General features: G+C 53.2%; 16 protein-coding genes and 1 tRNA gene. 10 read left to right on the forward strand and 7 right to left on the reverse strand.

The window, feature by feature from the left end; all coding sequences use genetic code 11:
- Positions 1 to 43 precede the first annotated feature (43 nt).
- On the forward strand, positions 44 to 1,438 hold the full coding sequence (gene ahcY, locus ACWB12_RS09480) for an adenosylhomocysteinase (RefSeq protein WP_479529834.1): 1,395 nt from the start codon (positions 44 to 46) through the stop codon (positions 1,436 to 1,438).
- Positions 1,439 to 1,646: 208 nt separating this feature from the next.
- Positions 1,647 to 1,988: a DUF2853 family protein gene (locus ACWB12_RS09485; RefSeq protein WP_479529835.1), complete on the forward strand. Its 342-nt coding sequence runs from the start codon at positions 1,647 to 1,649 to the stop codon at positions 1,986 to 1,988.
- 262 nt (positions 1,989 to 2,250) lie between these two features.
- Here ACWB12_RS09485 and ACWB12_RS09490 read toward each other — a convergent pair whose 3' ends face one another.
- The 5 genes from ACWB12_RS09490 to tsaD form a co-directional block, all read right to left on the reverse strand.
- Entirely contained in the window at positions 2,251 to 2,838 is a 588-nt protein-coding gene (locus tag ACWB12_RS09490) for a DUF302 domain-containing protein (RefSeq protein ID WP_479529836.1), read from the reverse strand.
- 88 nt (positions 2,839 to 2,926) lie between these two features.
- Complete coding sequence (locus ACWB12_RS09495; RefSeq protein WP_479529837.1) at positions 2,927 to 3,340, reverse strand: EVE domain-containing protein; 414 nt, start codon at positions 3,338 to 3,340, stop codon at positions 2,927 to 2,929.
- Positions 3,340 to 3,612, reverse strand: a complete 273-nt coding sequence (locus ACWB12_RS09500) for a YciI family protein (RefSeq protein WP_479529838.1) — start codon at positions 3,610 to 3,612, stop codon at positions 3,340 to 3,342. The genes ACWB12_RS09495 and ACWB12_RS09500 overlap by 1 nt, the downstream gene beginning before the upstream one ends.
- 2 nt (positions 3,613 to 3,614) lie before the next feature.
- Positions 3,615 to 4,580 carry an NAD(P)H-dependent glycerol-3-phosphate dehydrogenase gene (locus ACWB12_RS09505; RefSeq protein ID WP_479529839.1) on the reverse strand — a complete coding sequence of 322 codons (966 nt, stop codon included), beginning with the start codon at positions 4,578 to 4,580 and terminating at the stop codon, positions 3,615 to 3,617.
- Positions 4,577 to 5,674, reverse strand: a complete 1,098-nt coding sequence (tsaD, locus tag ACWB12_RS09510) for a tRNA (adenosine(37)-N6)-threonylcarbamoyltransferase complex transferase subunit TsaD (RefSeq protein ID WP_479529840.1) — start codon at positions 5,672 to 5,674, stop codon at positions 4,577 to 4,579. The genes ACWB12_RS09505 and tsaD overlap by 4 nt, the downstream gene beginning before the upstream one ends.
- 154 nt (positions 5,675 to 5,828) lie before the next feature.
- Between tsaD and ACWB12_RS09515 the strand changes: the two genes are divergently transcribed.
- From ACWB12_RS09515 to ACWB12_RS09530, 4 genes are all read left to right on the forward strand, one after another.
- Positions 5,829 to 6,464: a uroporphyrinogen-III synthase gene (locus tag ACWB12_RS09515; protein WP_479529841.1), complete on the forward strand. Its 636-nt coding sequence runs from the start codon at positions 5,829 to 5,831 to the stop codon at positions 6,462 to 6,464.
- A 95-nt stretch (positions 6,465 to 6,559) separates the two neighbouring features.
- Positions 6,560 to 7,723 (forward strand): COG4223 family protein, encoded by a 1,164-nt coding sequence (locus tag ACWB12_RS09520; RefSeq protein ID WP_479529842.1) that lies wholly within the window; start codon positions 6,560 to 6,562, stop codon positions 7,721 to 7,723.
- A gap of 10 nt (positions 7,724 to 7,733) precedes the next feature.
- Positions 7,734 to 9,248, forward strand: coding sequence for a heme biosynthesis HemY N-terminal domain-containing protein (locus tag ACWB12_RS09525; RefSeq protein ID WP_479529843.1), 1,515 nt, complete (start codon positions 7,734 to 7,736; stop codon positions 9,246 to 9,248).
- Positions 9,249 to 9,288: 40 nt separating this feature from the next.
- Positions 9,289 to 9,364, forward strand: a tRNA-Thr gene (locus ACWB12_RS09530).
- A gap of 1 nt (position 9,365) precedes the next feature.
- Here ACWB12_RS09530 and ACWB12_RS09535 read toward each other — a convergent pair.
- Together ACWB12_RS09535 and ACWB12_RS09540 are read right to left on the reverse strand one after the other, a co-directional pair.
- Positions 9,366 to 9,668, reverse strand: a complete 303-nt coding sequence (locus ACWB12_RS09535; RefSeq protein WP_479529844.1) for a hypothetical protein — start codon at positions 9,666 to 9,668, stop codon at positions 9,366 to 9,368.
- Between the two features lie 175 nt (positions 9,669 to 9,843).
- The gene (locus tag ACWB12_RS09540; protein ID WP_479529845.1) at positions 9,844 to 10,797 is read right to left on the reverse strand and encodes a LysR family transcriptional regulator; all 954 of its coding nucleotides are present in this window, start codon (positions 10,795 to 10,797) and stop codon (positions 9,844 to 9,846) included.
- Positions 10,798 to 10,945: 148 nt separating this feature from the next.
- On the opposite strand from ACWB12_RS09540, the gene ACWB12_RS09545 reads away from it, so the two are divergent.
- From ACWB12_RS09545 to ACWB12_RS09560, 4 genes are all read left to right on the forward strand, one after another.
- A complete protein-coding gene (locus tag ACWB12_RS09545) occupies positions 10,946 to 12,529 on the forward strand; it encodes an ABC transporter substrate-binding protein (RefSeq protein ID WP_479529846.1) in 1,584 nt (527 codons plus the stop codon).
- A 117-nt stretch (positions 12,530 to 12,646) separates the two neighbouring features.
- Positions 12,647 to 13,594: an ABC transporter permease gene (locus ACWB12_RS09550; RefSeq protein ID WP_479529847.1), complete on the forward strand. Its 948-nt coding sequence runs from the start codon at positions 12,647 to 12,649 to the stop codon at positions 13,592 to 13,594.
- A gap of 11 nt (positions 13,595 to 13,605) precedes the next feature.
- Positions 13,606 to 14,517: an ABC transporter permease gene (locus ACWB12_RS09555; protein WP_479529848.1), complete on the forward strand. Its 912-nt coding sequence runs from the start codon at positions 13,606 to 13,608 to the stop codon at positions 14,515 to 14,517.
- Positions 14,517 to 16,409 carry an ABC transporter ATP-binding protein gene (locus ACWB12_RS09560; protein ID WP_479529849.1) on the forward strand — a complete coding sequence of 631 codons (1,893 nt, stop codon included), beginning with the start codon at positions 14,517 to 14,519 and terminating at the stop codon, positions 16,407 to 16,409. Before ACWB12_RS09555 ends, ACWB12_RS09560 begins: the two co-directional genes overlap by 1 nt.
- Positions 16,410 to 16,416: the final 7 nt, after the last annotated feature.

The raw sequence follows: 16,416 nt of genomic DNA on the forward strand, positions 1-16,416 counted from the left end.
ATCTGCCCCCTAACCAAGACGAGTAGCGCAAGGAAGCAACGCAATGACAACTGATTATATCGTAAAAGACATCTCGCTGGCCGATTATGGCCGCAAAGAGCTGGATATCGCAGAAACCGAAATGCCGGGCCTGATCGCGCTGCGCGAGGAATATGGTGACAGCAAGCCGCTAAAGGGTGCGCGGATTGCCGGCAGCCTGCATATGACCATTCAAACCGCCTGTTTGATTGAAACACTGGTGGTGCTGGGTGCCGAGGTGCGCTGGGCGTCATGTAATATCTTTTCCACGCAGGATCATGCTGCTGCCGTGATTGCCGCTGCCGACATTCCGGTTTTTGCCATCAAGGGCCAATCGCTGGTTGAGCATTGGGATTATCAGGACCGCATCTTCTTGTTTGAAGAAGGCACATGTAACCTGATTCTGGACGATGGTGGCGACGCCACGCTGTACATCCTGCTGGGCGCACGCGCCGAGGCTGGCGAGGTCGAATTGCTGGAAAACCCGCAGTCCGAGGAAGAGACCGCCATTTATGCGCAGATCAAAAAGCGTATGGCATCCAGCCCCGGTTGGTTCACCAAACAGCGCGACGCGATCAAAGGCGTTTCCGAGGAAACAACAACAGGCGTGCATCGTCTGTATGAACTGGTAAAACAAGGCCAACTGCCGTTCCCTGCGATCAACGTGAATGATTCTGTGACCAAGTCGAAGTTCGACAATAAATACGGCTGTAAAGAATCGCTGGTTGATGGCATTCGTCGCGCCACCGACACTATGATGGCTGGCAAGGTTGCCGTGGTTTGCGGTTATGGTGATGTTGGTAAAGGGTCGGCTGCGTCGCTGTCCGGTGCCGGTGCCCGCGTGAAGGTGACCGAGGTTGACCCTATCTGCGCGCTTCAGGCCGCGATGGACGGGTTCGAGGTGGTAATTCTGGAAGATGTGGTAGATTCTGCTGACATCTTTATCACCACTACCGGCAACAAAGATGTGATTCGTATCGAGCATATGCGCGCGATGAAGGACATGGCGATCGTTGGTAATATCGGCCACTTTGACAATGAAATTCAGGTGGCTAGCCTGAAGAACCACAAATGGACCAACATCAAGGAACAGGTGGATATGATCGAAATGCCTTCGGGCGCACGCATCATTCTGCTGTCCGAGGGCCGGTTGTTGAACCTTGGCAATGCGACAGGTCACCCATCGTTTGTGATGTCGGCGTCGTTCACCAACCAGACGCTAGCGCAGATCGAATTGTGGACCAAAGGCGATGAATACAAAAACGATGTATACATCCTGCCCAAACATCTGGACGAAAAAGTTGCCCGCCTGCATCTGGACCGGATCGGGGTGAAACTATCGGTGATGGACAAAGAACAGGCTGATTATATTGGTGTGCCAGTCGGCGGCCCTTATAAACCAGAGCATTATCGTTACTAACACACTGTAAACATTCAAGAAAATATATATATAGATTGCCGTCCCGCATAACGTCGGGCGGCAATCTTCTTTTGAACAGCATATAAATGCCAGCCCAAAGAAAATTCCTTTGTTTTTGGCACAATTAGCGATAACTTGCATGCGTTGGTCCATGTTGGGCCTTTTAAGCGAAGCACAGCTTCGAAAATTCTGGTGGGAGTAAAACCTTATGGGTAAAAGAGATGACCTAATCGCGCAGTATGCCGATGATCTAAAAAACAAATGCGGCATGTCACCTGACATGGCCCTGCTGACAAAAGTTACAATTGGTTGTGGCCCCGCGATTTATAATGCTGATGCATCAACCGTCGCTGCCACGCAGCCGGACGAGATTGAAACAGTAAAAAACAATTTCCTGATCAAGAAACTTGGCCTTGCTGATGGTCCACAGTTGATGGATGCGATCAATTCTGTGCTGGACACATATGGCCGTTCCGAGCGCAGCAAATATCGTGCTGTAGTCTACTATATGTTGACCAAACATTTCGGCAAAGAATCCGTTTACGGCTAATTTCCAATACAATTACGAATTGAGGCGCCCGTCATTTTTGGCGGGCGTTTTTGTTTGGTGGGGTGTATACTTGAACCCGTTGAATTTGAGCTTTTTTATCCACACTTGCTGTTTGCCTAGAATCACTTGCTGACATAGTGTCATCTGTATCGGGCTAGGATGGCCGGAACCTATTTATATTCACGTGTGGTGCTAAGGGAGCACGTGGGGTGATGGAGGGTTCCGGGGGGTCGGAGCCCTCCAATTTTTTGCCTATCCTAAATCAGAAATCACCTTCTGCGGCGCGTGTCAGGATATCTTGCATGATGTCTTTGACCTCAAGTGCTTCTTTCAACAATTCCGGTGGCAAGGTTTTGCCGCCGTAAATCATCATGTCCATGTCGAGCGTATAAATCCACAACTGACCGGTTTCGTCTTCGACCAGCGATACGCGGCAAGGAAGATAGGCCGCATAGGCAAGATCATGTTCGATCATCTTGGCGGCGGTCAGCGGGTTGCAATACAGATAGATGTTCAGTTTGCGCCACGGTTTGCCGTTCATTGCGGCGACCTGGTCGCCCAATGGCAGTTCACCAACACCTCTGATGTTGCGATCAATAGCGACTTGTTTGATAGATTCATCTACTTCTTCAAAGGTCAAACCCTCGGCAACTTTGGCGCTCCAAACAGTCGCAGCGGCCCCGTTACCGGTATCGACCAGCCGGTCCATCATACCTTTGTAGGTCTCGAACGCTTTGTCGTCGAATCCGTCAAACGCGACTTTGTATTTATATATGGATGGCCCGACCCAGACCATGACACCTATGGCCGCTATGCCCAGCAAAGCCAAAAGATTACGGATGAAACCCATGATAATTCTCCAAAAACCCTGTTCCCTTTAATAAATTAGGATACATGAATATGGGCAATTGGCAAACGTCCAGTTTTCGACAGTATCGTTAAAGACCGCCGAGCTTACAAACCACGTCCCATTCCGCGTTCGTTACGGGCTGCACAGACAGCCGAGAGTTGTTGACCAAAACCATGTCGGCCAGCCGCGGATCGTCTTTGCACATTTGCAGGGTAACGGGGGATTTTAGCGATTGAACCGCTTTGATATCTACACATTCCCAGCGGTCGTCATCTGTAGTGCTATCGGGGTGTGCCAGTTTTATAACCTCGATAATGCCAACCACGCATTTTTCCTTTTGCGACAAATAGAAAAAACCCAGATCGCCTATTTCCATGACACGCATAAAATTACGCGCCTGATAATTGCGCACCCCGTCCCATTCTTCGCCCGCGTCACCTTTGGCCTGCTGATCTTCCCAGCTCCAGGTCGAGACTTCGGACTTGAATAACCAATATGCCATCAGCCGATCACCTTTTTCCATTCCCGCAGGGTAATACTCTCAAACAAATCGGCCTGTGCATAGGGGTCATTTTTGGCCCATTTCTTGGCGTCCGCCATAGTGTCGAGGGCAAGGATTAACATTGACCCGCACATCTGCCCGTCCTCGTTTAGAAATGGGCCGGCCAGTTCAACACACCCGCTTTCTGCGACATAGGCAAGGTGGGCGTCACGATTATCCAGACGGGTTTGCAAGGCGTCTGGTTTGTCGATGGCAATCAGGACAATACGCATGGTCATTCCTTTTTCAAAGGGCGGGAAAGTAGGGCTTCCATCGCTTCTGGAACTGTGGTGTTTTGCAATAGAACGGCGGCGATTACATATGTAATTGGCATGTCTATTTGGTGTTTATTGGCTAAGTTAGAGACTGCTAAAGCGGTTTTTGCCCCTTCGACAGTAATATCCGGATCAAAGGTATCGCCGCGCCCCAGCGCAAGGCCGAATGAATAGTTGCGTGACTGTTCCGATGTGCAAGTCAGCGTCAGATCGCCAAAGCCGGACAGGCCCGATAGCGTTTGAGGTTGTGCCCCCAATGCCTGTGCCAGACGCTGCATTTCGGCATAGCCGCGGGTCATGACGGCGGCGCGCGCGCTTTCACCAAGGCCCGCGCCGATGGTTGCGCCACAGGCAATCGCAATCACGTTTTTCAACGCACCCCCCAATTCCGCGCCGACGGTGTCAGTAGTGCGATAGAGGCGTAGGTTTTCAGTGGATAATTGCGTTTGCAGCGCGGCACCGGTTTGATCGTTTTTGCAAGCCAACGTCAGGGCGGTCGGCAGTCCCGTAGCGATGTCACGGGCGAAACTGGGGCCGGTCAGAATAGCGGAGGTTGCGTTTGGGCAGGCGTGGGCAAGCGTTGCAACAGGGCCAAGGCCGGTGGCAAGGTCAACGCCTTTGCAGCAGGCAACAAGGGCCCGGTCATTCAGTAAATGCGCGTTGTGCTGGGCAAAATCAGCAAGCTGCTGCATGGGTGTGGCAAGTAACAGGGTCTCGCAGTTGCTGGCGGCCTTGATATCTCCGGTCACAATTATGCTGTCGGGAAAAGGATAACCAGCAAGCCGTTTTGTATTTTCCCTGCTTTGCTGCATTGCAACGGCATGGTCAGAATCACGCGCCCATAGGGTGACGGGTTGACCATTGCGGGCCAGTGAAACGGCCAATGCGGTGCCGAATGCACCGGCGCCAAGAATTGAAACGCTCATGCCTTGGCCCCCTTTTTCCCAGATCCCAGCATGGCGGGGCTTTTGTGGTCAAGCGGCCAACGTGGGCGGGCGGACAGGGTGAAATCATCCCTGTGGCCCAACCTAAACCGTTCCAACCCAGCCCACGCAATCATTGCAGCATTATCGGTGCAGAGGTTAAGCGGTGGGGCGGTGAACTGGACATTGTTATCAACACAAACACTCTCTAACGCTGCCCGAAGTTGCTGATTGGCAGCAACGCCGCCCGCAACGGCCAAGGTGGGGTTGTCGGGATTTAAGGCAAGATACAGTTGTAAGGCGCGGCGTGTTTTCTCAGCTAATACATCCGAGACGGCAGTCTGGAATGAAGCACATAGATCGGCGCGGTCCTTGCGCCGTAGCCCGCCATGTTCGGCAGCCAGCGTGTCGCGGGTTCGCAGCAGGGCGGTCTTAAGGCCGGAGAAAGACATATCACAATCGGGCCGGTCCAGCAGAGGGCGCGGTAGAGGGAAGCGTTGCGGGTTTCCGGTAAGCGCCTCGGCCTCGACGGCAGGGCCACCGGGTTGGGCAAGGCCAAGCAATTTGGCGGTTTTGTCAAAGGCTTCACCCGGGGCATCATCAATGGTGCCGCCAATACGGGTGAAATCTTCTACGCCGTTTGCGATCAGGAATTGGCAATGCCCGCCTGAAACCAGAAGCATCAGATAGGGGAATTCCAACTGATCTGTTAGGCGCGGGGTCAGGGCGTGACCCGCAAGGTGGTTAACCCCGATCAATGGCAGGTCGGATCCGGCGCATAACCCTTTGGCGCACATCACGCCAGATATCACACCGCCAATCAGGCCAGGGCCAGCTGTTACAGCGATTGCATCAATATCGGGCAGGGTTAGAGACGCATTTTGCAGTGCGGCCTCAACACAGTGATCAATCTTTTCGGCATGCGCACGGGCGGCAATTTCGGGAACGACACCGCCGAAACTTGCGTGCAGATCGGTCTGGCCAACCACAACAGAGGACAGGATTTTGGCGGGCTGGCCAACTGTGTGGCGCACCACGGCCGCCGCGGTATCGTCACAGCTGCTTTCCAGCCCAAGGATGGTGAGTGTATGCGTCATCGGCCTGCCGGTTGCGAATATGGTCACAGGCAGGTAACACCGAAGCGGTGTGCCAGACAATCCCGACAGGTGAAATGTGCCGACAAACCGCGCAACGATCTTATTGACCAGACCTCAGGAGCAGGCCGAAAGGTTTGCACGAATGTGCCGCGATATGTTGGGTGCGGAGCAGCAAATTATCCTGTCACCGCTGATAAAGATCGAGATGCTGCCGATGCGAGGGTCGCTGGCACAATATTGCGGGCTGATCTTTACATCGGAAAACGGTGTGCGGGCGTTTGCACGGGCATATGGTCAACAACATGACATGCCTGCCTATTGTGTGGGGGAGCGCACGGCACAGGCGGCCCGTACCGTTGGTTTAAGAGCGTATTCGGCGAATGGCTCGGCAGATGATCTGGTTGCGATGATCAAGGGCGCTGGTGTGGGAGGCGCACTGTTACATGTCCGCGGGGAACATTCGCGCGGGGATATTGCCGGACGTTTGGGCAAGCAGATAGACGAGGTGGTAGCCTACCGCCAAGTCCCGATTCCATTGAGCGAAAAGGCACATGAGATACTAGCAGGGAAACAAGAGGTGATTCTTCCCCTGTTTTCCCCTAGAACCGCGCAGTTGTTTTTCAAACATAATCAACAAATCAATGCATCCGTGCAGGTGGTTGCGATTAGCAATGCGGTGAAAGAGACCATATTAGGCACTAATCAGGCGGAAAACATTGATATTATGATAGCTGAGACACCTGATGCTGGGGCAATGCTACGAGCGATAAAGAGACGAATAGACACATGAGGACCGCTTGAGGGTGCTGCATTCTCGGAGTAGTCTGTTCGTGCAGCTACTAAAATGTGGCGTTATTGGTATTCGATTCGAGGGGGTGTTTCAACGTGGCTACAGCAAAAAAACCGACAGGCCGCAAAGCCGCCAAAGCCAAGGACAAGGAAGTGGTTTCGGATGCCGTAATCGCAGAGGAGAAGACCGAAGCCGTCGATGCGCCTAAAGATGCGCCTAAAGGGGACGCTCGCAAATCCGCTTTTGTGCCGCTGGTTCTGGGCGGTGTGATATCGGGCGTTGTAGGTTTCGGCGCGGCGACATATTATTTCATCAACCAGCCATCCGACGAAGCGCAGACCCTGGTGCAGGTTCAGGCGACATTGGGTGAGCACGAAGCAAGGCTGGACGAGGTCAGAGCCAGCGTTGGCGATTTATCCGGCGCAATTGAAGGCGTGGAAACCGATTTCAGTGGCAAGGTGTCGGGGTTGGCCGAGACAACCGTGCAAAAAGATACTGAACTGGCAAATGCGCTAAGTGGTATGACCAGCAACATTGCAGATTTTGAAACACGTCTGACGGCGCTTGAAAAACGCCCGATTGCCGAGGCGGGTGGCATGACCGGCGAAGCGGCGGCAGCGTATGAGCGCGAGCTGCGCACAATGCGAGATTTGCTGGAAACACAGCGTAGCGACATCGAAAAACTGGCCGCCGAGGCCACAGCGCGGATCAAAGGTGTGGCGCAACAGGCTGCAACTGCTGAACAGGCGGCCGAGAAAACAGCCAAGGTAACAGCGTTGACTGCTGCTGTATCGCAGTTACAATCGGCGCTGGATAATGGCGACGCATTCGAGGCGGCGCTGGCAAATTTGGCCACGACCGGTGTTGAAATTCCGTCAGTTTTTACAGAAGCAGCCAAGGGTGGTGTGCCGACATTGGTAGCGTTGCAAGAGGGATATCCCGAAGCGGCGCGTGCCGGATTAAGTGCTTCGGTCAAGGCAACGACAGGCGATGGCGCGATGGGCAAGCTGGGTTCGTTTTTTCGCAGTCAGGTCGGGGCACGGTCACTGGAGCCACGCGAAGGGGATGACCCGGATGCGGTGCTGTCACGGGCTGAGGCGGCCTTGGCAAATGGCGATATTGCTGCTGCGATAACTTTGATTGGTGCGTTGCCCGAAGAGGGGCAAACGGCAATGTCTGCGTGGGTAATAGACGCTGGTGTGCGATTGCAGGCCGTGGATGCTGTGCGCATGCTGGCTGATGGGTTGAACGGTAACTAAGGAAATATTGATGCTCTGGTCCTTAATAAAAATACTGCTTTTTGTAGCTGCGATTGCTGCTGCGACCTTTGGCGCGGGTTATTTGATGGAAACGGGGTCAAGCATTCTGGTGACTGTTGCCGACACGGAATATGTCATTGGCCCGTTGATGATGGTGATCATGGCGGTGGCGCTGCTGGTTGCGGTTTGGGTGTTGCTAAAGGTGATGGGCCTTTTGCTGGCGACGTTCAAGTTTCTGAACGGGGATGAAACGGCGATATCAAGGTTCTTTGACCGCAACCGCGAGAAGCGCGGGTATGAGGCGTTGTCCGAAGGGATGCTGGCGCTGGCCTCGGGTGAAGGCCGCGTGGCGATGGCCAAGGCGGCCAAAGCCGAGCGGTATTTGAAACGGCCGGAACTGACCAGTCTGATTTCTGCACAAGCGGCTGAAATGGCGGGCGATAAGAAAAAGGCCGAGGAAGTTTATAAACGTCTGCTGCATGATGATAAAACACGGTTTGTCGGGGTGCGCGGGATTATGAAGCAAAAGCTGGCGGCGGGCGATACCGACACGGCGCTGTTGTTGGCTGAAAAGGCTTTCGCCATCAAACCAAAACACGAGGAAACGCAGGACACATTGTTGCGACTTCAGGCCAGCAGCGAGGATTGGGGTGGGGCGCGTAAAACGCTGAGTGCCAAGTTGCGGCATGGCAATCTGCCGCGCGATGTTCACCGGCGACGTGATGCGGTTTTGGCCCTGTCCGAGGCGCGGGATATGTTGATCGATGGGGACACCGTTAAGGCACGCGAGGCCGCAATCGAGGCAAACCGCCTGTCACCTGATCTGGTGCCAGCAGCGGCAATAGCGGCGCGGATGTATATCGAATCTGGTAAGCCGCGTAACGCTGTCCGGATCGTGAAAAAAGCGTGGGAAACCAACCCGCATCCTGACTTGGCCGCGGTTTTTGCCGAAATTGCTCCGGATGAGACACCCGAGGCGCGAGTGAAGCGGTTCAAGGCTTTGACAAAGATGAAACCGGCACATTCCGAAACCAAAATGCTATTGGCTGAACTGAATATCGCAGCCAAGGATTTCCCGACAGCCCGCAAGGCGCTGGGCGATCTGGTTGAAACGGACCCGACAGCACGATCATTGACCATTATGGCGGCTATCGAGCGCGGTGAAGGGTCAGAAGATACTGTTGTGCGCGGTTGGTTAACCAAGGCATTAACCGCATCGCGTGGCCCGCAATGGGTATGTGACAACTGCCACAGCGTGCACAGCGAATGGGCACCGGTCTGTAAAAATTGCGAAACGTTTGACGCCTTAAGCTGGGTGGTCCCCACGGTTGGCGAGGTGGCGATGCCTGACTCGACCAAAATGCTGCCACTGATCGTTGGCGCGATAGAGGACAAGATTGAAGAGGTGGAGCCTGAAATCGAGGTTGAAATCATGCCCGAGCAAGAGACCACACCAGTCGCGCCGGAAGTCGTGGCCGATGGCGAGGTTGTGGCCCTTGGCGGAGAAGAAAAACCAGCAGTTTAGGGTTTTGCCAACAACAGATTCCAGCTAACAACACCACGATGCCGCATTAGCTCAGCTGGTAGAGCAATTGCTTCGTAAGTAATGGGTCGGGGGTTCAAGTCCCTCATGCGGCACCAATTATGAATTAGGTTGGCGATAGGCCCGCATGGCGATTGCGGATATTACCACCCAGACGCCAAGCCGGATAACCATCGCGCCAACGGTGCGCGTTTCGTAGGCGCCGCCTTGCATCACAACAAACCCGAAAGCAGCAAAGACCAGCGCGGTGGCGATGGCGATGGCAATCGATAGCTTAAATCCCCAGCCGAGCATCTTTGCCAAGCCGAATGAGGCCGCAACATAAGCAAAGCCGGCAAGAAAGTTGAACCACAAGACAAAGGGAACTGCATTGCCGACCTCCTTTTTGCCCGCCAGTGCCATTCCGCCAGAGTAAATTGTAACAAGGCCAAACACTAAGGCGACAACGACGGCGACCTTTAGGGTGAGACCATATGGATTTCGGGAAGACATAATCGGCTCCGGCGGTTAGAATAATTGGTTATAGAATTATAACTAACAATGGTGCCGAGGTTTGTCAATATACTGCTTGGCGACCCTATTCAGCAGTACCGAAATCTATCATCCGCACGCGTAATGCTGAATTCATTACCGTCAAATCGCTGCGCATTTCTTTAATCAGCCAGTCACGGATATCTTCTACCAAGGGCCGCATTGGCGTAAGATTAGAGGCCAAAACATGATACCGCCGCCCTGTTTTTACCACTTGGGTACAGGCTGGAATCAGGCTGCCCTCGATGATCATTTGTGAAACCTCGGGCACCCATCCAAGGGCAATCCCTTGCCCCTGAATGGCGGCCTGAATGATACTGGAATAATCCGAAAACATAATGGACTGGTGGCTACTGAGGGTCGACCGCCCCGTAGCGTGCGCATATTCATCCAGTGTGTATCTTTGGTTCGGGGCTTCAAGCACAGTGTGCAGCCGCCCTTTTTTAGGCTCGTCAAAGGATCCGTATTCCATCAAGTACTCCGAGGAGCAAAGGGCAAGAATACGCTCCTCGGCGAATGGCCAGCGGTGGGTGTTGCCCTCTTTCGGGTCAGATAGCCGAATGCAAAGGTCGGCGTCTTTTGCTAGGGCATCCACGTCATTCTCAAACATACGAAAATCGAGGCTCACAGCAGGGAAATTCATTCTGAAGTTTTGCATGCGTGGAATGAACCAGAAATTCACAGCCGCCGTAGACATCGAAATGGATACCTTTTCGTGGCTATCGTGTTGCTTGCTAATTTCTAGCAATGTCTCGTTTATTGCATTGAATGATGTGGATGTCGTTCTAAACAGGCGTTCCCCGTTTTGGGTCAGATCAATCCAGCGACCGTGACGCACAAACAGCGGATAACCCAGATGGTTCTCTAGGCTGTTGATGGAACGGCTAACTGCAGGTTGTGTCACATTTAGCTCGCGTGCAGCGCTAGAAAAGCTGCCCAATCGGGCGACAACCTCGAAGGTAAAGAGCGAATTTGTAGACGGTAATTTGCGACGGAGCATGTTATGCCTTCAGATTATATAAGATATAAGTATTATTATACTTCCCTTTCTCTCGCAAGCCTTACACTTTGGGGTAGCTATAGAAAACTAGGGAGCTTTAGCAATGAATGATTCAAGTAATAAACAAAGCGATATCAGCAGCTTATCCATGATGGACCAAGAAACGGTCAAAGCTGGTTTGAGTCGCGGTGCGACACGTCGCCAGATGATGGGGTGGCTGATGGCCGGTGGCGCAACGATTGCGGCAGCCGGAACCATTGTTTCTTCGGCAACCAGTGCGCTGGCTGCGACGCCTAAAAAGGGTGGCTTGATCAAATTCGCGTCAGATCTTCACGGCCCGTCAGATACGCTTGACCCAGGTCTGAACACATCGACAATCGATTATTCACGTAACCGCGCCCATTATAACGGTCTGGTTCAGTTCAACGATGACACATCAATGCGTCCTGAACTGGCAGAAGAGTTTTCTGCAAATACTGACAACACCGAATGGACGTTCAAGCTGCGCAAGGATGTGAAGTTCCACGATGGCAGCCCGATGACAGCTGATGACGTGATGTATTCAATGGGCCGCCACTATGGTGAAGCGTCGACATCGACCGCTAAAACGCTGGTTGCCGATGTTGAGGAATGGGTCAAGGTTGATAACCACACGGTTAAGGCTGTCATGTCCGGACCGAATGGTGACCTACCCAAAATTCTGGGCACATCGCAGTTCAAGATCATCAAAGACGGCACAACGGATTTCCAGAACCCAATGGGAACTGGCCCTTTCAAACTGAAAGAATTCCAGCCAGGTGTTCGTTCGTTACACGTTCGTAACGAGGATTACTGGCGTGAAGGTGCGAATGCTGATGAGTTGGAGATCACTGCGATCACTGACAAAGTGGCCCGCACCAGCGCGCTGATATCAGGTGACATTGATCTGATGCAGGCACTTGATCCAAAAGCGATCCCGCAGATTGAAGCGGCAGACGGTGTTGGTATCTGGTCCGTTGCATCGGGCGCTTATATGGCGATTGCCATGATGAGCAACTCGGCACCGGGCAATAACCCCGATTTCGTTTTGGCGATGAAATATATCCAGCGCCGCGAAAAAATCGTGCGTTCGATCCTGAAAGGTCAGGGCACAGTCGGTAACGACCAGCCGATCAACGTGGCTTATGGTGCTGACTTCTGTGATGATCTGGCAATCCGCGAACATGATCTGGACAAAGCCAAATTCCATCTGGAAAAATCAGGTGTGACCGAGGCCGAAATTCAGGTGGCAGAAGTTGCACCAGGCATGACCGACATCGTTCTGCTGATGCAGCGTGAAGCACAAAAAATCGGTTTGAAACTGAACATCAACAAAGTGCCGAATGATGGTTACTGGGGTGCTGTTTGGATGAAAACACCGATGAACGTGACCACATGGAACATGCGTCCTACGGCGAACGTCATGATGAATCTGGCGTTTGCGCCGGATGCACCATGGAATGACAGCCTGTGGGCGAATGAGCGGATGGGTGAACTGCTGGTTCAATCACGCGCAGCAACCGATGCAGCACTGCGGCACGAGATGTATTGCGAAATGCAGACGCTGATCAGCAACGAAAGCGGCATGATCATTCCGGCACACCGGAACTATCTGGATGCCAAATCGGATAAGATCGAAGGCATCGGCCGGATGCCTCTGGGTTCGCTCGGCGGTTACGAGTGGCCAGAGTTTGCATGGCGCACAGACGTCTAGGACTAGACGCACAAAAAACATCGCTGGCCCGAAAACTTGGGCCAGCGAACACAACTTGCCAATCTATCTAATGAGCAAGGCGAACCAAGAAAATAACGCCAGGGGGAGGCACCATTCATGCAACGCATGGTCATTCAACGTATTATCATCGGGTTTGTTACCCTCTGGGTAGTGTCGATAATAGTTTTTGTCGGCACATCCATTCTGCCGGGTGATGTGGCAGAAATTGTCCTCGGCCAAACTGCAACACCGGAATCACTGGCCGCCTATCGCGCCGAGCGCGGGTTGGACGCCCCTTTGTATATGCAATACCTGACATGGCTCGGCGGAATGTTTAGCGGCGATCTGGGAACTTCAAAAGCAGGCGGTGCTTCGATTGCAAGCCTGATTGGCGGACGGTTCGGAAACACCATGTTCCTTGCGGGCATTGTTGCGATCATTGCGGTGCCGTTATCGGTTGCTCTTGGTTTACTGGCAGCAATGTATCCCGGAACCTGGATTGATCGGATACTCACATTCGGCACCCTTAGCCTGATTTCAGTGCCTGAATTTTTCATTGCAACCTTTATGGTTCTGATCTTTGCGGTAAAACTGCACTGGCTACCGGCGATTGCACACATAGCCCCCGAAGACAGCCTTTGGCAAACGATGCGGGGGATGGCAATGCCGCTGATTACCCTGATCATTGTAGTGGCAGCGCAAATGATCCGGATGACACGCGCCGGCATCCTGAACGTGATGAATTCGCCTTATATCGAAATGGCGATCCTGAAGGGTGTCAAACGCCGCCGCATCATTTTGCGTCATGCATTTTTCAACGCCATCGGGCCGATTGTGAACGTGATCGCGCTGAACCTTGCCTATCTGGTTTCGGGCGTGGTGATCGTTGAAACGATCTTTGCTTATCCAGGGCTAGCCAAGCTGATGATTGACGGGGTGCAAACCCGCGATCTGCCGCTGGTCCAAGCCTGCGCAATGATCTTTTGTGGCACATATGTAATCTTGATTATTTTAGCGGATGTGGCGGCGATTATGTCGAACCCACGTTTGCGCAATCCGAAATAGGGGGCAGGATCATGACTGATGCAACTGCAAATACTGACGAGACGACGATTTATGACGAACTGCCCGATGCCCCGCCGAAAAAGAAAATAACCCTGACGTGGGTTGGTAAACTGGGCGTTACTGTGGTGCTGTTCTGGCTGGTCATGGTCTTTGCCGGACCATATATTGCCCCATTCCACGAGGCGGATATAATCGGCTACGACAGCTATATGCCGATATTCAGCACAACCGAGGGCGAAGGTTTCCACCTGCTGGGCACCGATTATATCGAGCGTGATATATTCTCGCGTATCCTGTGGGGCGCCCGCACCACAATCGGTATCGCCTTTACCGCGACCCTGTTGGCCTATGTTGTTGGCGTGACACTGGGTATTGCCGCTGCGGTTGCCGGTGGCTGGCTTGATGTCTCCCTTAGCCGCGCCAATGATGCGATCATTTCACTGCCTTCCATTATGCTGGGCCTGCTGGCGGTTAATGCATTTGGATCATCCATCCCGACATTGATATTCACCGCTGGCGCAATTTACGCCGCATCGGTGTTTCGGATCGCGCGGGCGCTGGGCCAAGACATCATGGTGATGGATTTTGTTGAAGCCGCACGCGCCCGTGGCGAAGGGCTGTGGTGGGTTATCACCCGCGAGGTTCTGCCAAACGCCGCAATGCCGCTTGCCACCGATTTCGGTCTGCGTCTGGTGTTTGTGGTGCTGTTCATCTCGTCCCTCAGCTTCTTGGGTCTGGGTATTCAGCCACCGATGGCCGACTGGGGTAGCATGGTGCGCCAAAATCTGGACGGGCTGGGGTATGGTTCATACGCTGCAGTCTGGCCCGCGCTGGCAATTGCGACATTCACCATTTCGATCAACCTTATCGTCGATGATATTTCCGCATCATCCGGCGGTAGCCTTGCAAAGAAGATGATCTAATGACCGAATTATTAGAAGTCAGAGACCTGAAAATCGAGGCACCGCAAAAAGACGGGTCAGCCATTCCTATTGTCAAAGGCGTCAGTTTTGACGTGAAGGCGGGCGAGGTTGTTGCGCTGATCGGTGAATCCGGATCGGGTAAAACCACCATATCGCTGGGAGCACTAGGCTACACCAAACCGGGGCTGGAGTTTTCGGGCGGTGAAATCCGTCTACACGGCGACGATATCCTGTCGATGGAAAATGATGAACTGCGCAGTCTGCGCGGTCAAAGGGTGGCCTACCTCGCCCAAAGTGCGGCGGCCACATTCAACCCCGCCATCACCATTGGTGAACAGGTCACAGAATCTGCCGTGCTGCATGGAGTGATGACACAGGCCGAGGCGAGCGAACGCGCCACCGCGCTGTACCATGCGCTGGAATTGCCGGACCCGGAACTATTGGGCAAACGCTACCCGCATCAGGTTTCCGGTGGCCAATTGCAACGCCTGATGGCGGCAATGGCGCTGGTGGGGCGTCCTGATCTGCTGGTTCTGGATGAACCGACAACGGCGCTGGATGTAACCACCCAGATCGAAGTTTTGAAAGCCTTCAAAAAGGTGATCAAGGAAGAAGGGTCAGCCGCGATTTACGTGACCCACGATCTGGCTGTTGTGGCACAAATTGCCGATCACATCGTGGTTCTGTATTCGGGCGAGGTGCAGGAACAAGGGTCAGTTGACCAGATCATCAACAACCCTAAACATCCCTATACCAAACGCCTCATGGCGGCTGCACATGCAGGACCAAAGCCTGGGATGGGTGATAAGCTGTCTGGCGACCACGACAAAGCTATCGCCAACATCGAGGTCAAAGACATGACAGCTGGTTACGGCGACATCGTTGATGGCAAACCGGCGATTACCGTTTTGCGTGACATTAATATGTCGGTGAAAAACGGCCATGTGGTTGGGGTGATCGGTGAATCCGGTTGCGGTAAATCCACCCTTGCGCGTGTAATTGCCGGGCTTTTGCCCGCTGCGCAGGGCGACATCATTCTGGATGGGAAAACGCTTCAGGGATTGTATAAACAACGCTCCAAAGTCGAACTGCAAAAAATCCAGTTCGTCTATCAAATGGCAGATACGGCGCTTAATCCCAAACAGTTGATCGGTGATATACTGGGTCGGCCAGTCGAAAAGTTCCAAGGCCTGAAAGGCAAGGCAAAACGCGAGAAGGTCGCAGAGATCCTGCGCATGGTGGAACTTCCAGTGGAATTTGAGAACCGATATCCGGCAGAACTGTCCGGCGGGCAAAAGCAGCGGGTCAATTTGGCACGCTCATTGGCTGCCGAACCCGAAGTGATGCTGTGTGACGAGGTAACATCGGCGCTTGACTCAATCGTTGGTTCTAACGTGGTGAAATTGCTGAAACGGTTGCGTGATCTGACCGGTGTGTCGTTCATGTTCATCACCCATGATTTGTCGACAGTTGCGGCCTTTGCCGATGAAATTGTCGTGCTATATGCGGGGCGAATTGTGGAGCAGGGGCCGGTTGACGAGGTTCTGACGCCACCATTTCACCCCTACACACGTCTGCTGATCAGCTCGGTGCCGGAAATGCGTCTGGGCTGGCTGGAAGAAACAATGCAGAAACGCGAGATGGCGGTTGGCATTGCACGCGGCGTAGAAATTACCGCCGTCGGTTGCCCGTTCTATAATCGTTGCCCAATCGCGATTGAGGGAACCTGCAATACGCAAACCCCTCCAACGCATGAACTAACAGCAGGACACATGATTTCCTGTCATCATACTGTCGAGGAAATTCTGGAAATTGAAAACGCGCCGCAACAGGTTTTACATGGCTTTGAAAAAGCTGCACCTGATGATGAAATATCCGCTACGGCGCACTAACGACATA

Source organism: Profundibacter sp., assembly GCF_056498605.1.

Bases quoted from the DNA above. Each gene is read 5' to 3' on its own strand.
- ahcY (WP_479529834.1), top strand. From the start codon at position 44: ATGACAACTGATTATATCGTAAAAGACATCTCGCTGGCCGATTATGGC.
- ACWB12_RS09485 (WP_479529835.1), top strand. From the start codon at position 1,647: ATGGGTAAAAGAGATGACCTAATCGCGCAGTATGCCGATGATCTAAAA.
- ACWB12_RS09490 (WP_479529836.1), bottom strand. From the start codon at position 2,838: ATGGGTTTCATCCGTAATCTTTTGGCTTTGCTGGGCATAGCGGCCATA.
- ACWB12_RS09495 (WP_479529837.1), bottom strand. From the start codon at position 3,340: ATGGCATATTGGTTATTCAAGTCCGAAGTCTCGACCTGGAGCTGGGAA.
- ACWB12_RS09500 (WP_479529838.1), bottom strand. From the start codon at position 3,612: ATGCGTATTGTCCTGATTGCCATCGACAAACCAGACGCCTTGCAAACC.
- ACWB12_RS09505 (WP_479529839.1), bottom strand. From the start codon at position 4,580: ATGAGCGTTTCAATTCTTGGCGCCGGTGCATTCGGCACCGCATTGGCC.
- tsaD (WP_479529840.1), bottom strand. From the start codon at position 5,674: ATGACGCATACACTCACCATCCTTGGGCTGGAAAGCAGCTGTGACGAT.
- ACWB12_RS09515 (WP_479529841.1), top strand. From the start codon at position 5,829: ATGTTGGGTGCGGAGCAGCAAATTATCCTGTCACCGCTGATAAAGATC.
- ACWB12_RS09525 (WP_479529843.1), top strand. From the start codon at position 7,734: ATGCTCTGGTCCTTAATAAAAATACTGCTTTTTGTAGCTGCGATTGCT.
- ACWB12_RS09535 (WP_479529844.1), bottom strand. From the start codon at position 9,668: ATGGCACTGGCGGGCAAAAAGGAGGTCGGCAATGCAGTTCCCTTTGTC.
- ACWB12_RS09540 (WP_479529845.1), bottom strand. From the start codon at position 10,797: ATGCTCCGTCGCAAATTACCGTCTACAAATTCGCTCTTTACCTTCGAG.
- ACWB12_RS09545 (WP_479529846.1), top strand. From the start codon at position 10,946: ATGATGGACCAAGAAACGGTCAAAGCTGGTTTGAGTCGCGGTGCGACA.
- ACWB12_RS09550 (WP_479529847.1), top strand. From the start codon at position 12,647: ATGCAACGCATGGTCATTCAACGTATTATCATCGGGTTTGTTACCCTC.
- ACWB12_RS09555 (WP_479529848.1), top strand. From the start codon at position 13,606: ATGACTGATGCAACTGCAAATACTGACGAGACGACGATTTATGACGAA.
- ACWB12_RS09560 (WP_479529849.1), top strand. From the start codon at position 14,517: ATGACCGAATTATTAGAAGTCAGAGACCTGAAAATCGAGGCACCGCAA.